1 protein-coding gene is annotated in these 1,092 nt (G+C 38.2%); it reads right to left on the bottom strand.

The genetic code is table 11. The annotated features are described in order from the left end of the window. Positions 1-534, bottom strand: a 534-nt coding sequence (locus NL42_RS16790) for a TetR/AcrR family transcriptional regulator (protein ID WP_461313610.1), incomplete at its 3' end; no start/stop codon positions are given. Positions 535-1,092: the final 558 nt, after the last annotated feature.

The following is a 1,092-nucleotide window of genomic DNA, read 5'->3' as shown; positions in this document are numbered from 1 at the left end:
CCTCTCCAACACCACCTCCCTTTCATCCACACGATTTGAGCTTAAAACCTGTAGCATCAAGCCATCAATTAGGTTTAAAACCATGTTGGCATTGGGGGTGAATGCATTAGTTTCTAGACTAAAGACCAAATCAAAAAGCTCTCGAAGTAGCCATTTTCGATATTCAACGGCCATGCGGTAAGCCGTTGGGTAAAGCTGTTTTATTTCAAAAATGGCTTTAAACAAAAGATGGTAAACGCTATTTACATCCACATGTAAACGGACAATTTCTTTGAGTTTATCGCTTGGTTTTGGGTAGCGGTGTGAATAGAAAATTGCCAGTACTTCTTCTTTGAGTCGGCTTTTTTGAAAGCTTATGCATGTTTCAATCAGCTTTTCTTTCGAGTGAAAGTAATTATAAAGCGTGGCTTTTGGAATTTTAGTTTCTTTGGCAATCAGGTCTACGCCCGTGTTGTGAAATCCATAGAGATTAAATAGATCTACTGCGCTATGAATAACTTTTAATTTTTTTGAAGTCGTTTCTAAAGTTGGCATAGTTTTACCGTTATAAATTCTTGTTGTTTCTAAATGAGATAAAAAGCCTGTGCCCTTTCTGGGAGAAAAAAAGGCACAGCAAAGCCGTAAGACGGTGCTTAACTCATCTCAAGTTTTATTGTTGATATAAGTTTTTAGTCGTGACGAGCTAAAGCTTTAAAACGTATTTTCAATTAAACAGTTTTAAAGATGAGCTAAACGATATTGGAATAAAAGGCTTGGCAATGGTTGCCAATAAAATAGAAATGTTGCGCATGAGCGACTCCTTAGGTAAAAGAAGTCCTACCGCATTACTGTCAAATAATGGTGGTAGAACGAAAGAGGGTTGACAGACTGAACCTAAGAATCAGCACACCCGAGGGTGTCCCCCTTCCGTCCTACCGCAACAAAAAGGGGGGACGAACGAGTCTACATTAAAAAAACAAATTTTTTCAATGTCTTAGGTTCTGGCCTGTCAAAGCCAACTGGCAATGTAGGCCAGCACGCAAAGCATAATCCGAGAGTTTAGAGGTGTCAATGTAGCTTTTATAACAAGTATTTAAATTTCTTATTGTTTTT

The organism is Acinetobacter sp. GN11 (genome assembly GCF_054823985.1).
Note: the sequence above shows the minus strand (reverse complement) of the source record. Positions and strands in the feature narration are given on the sequence as shown.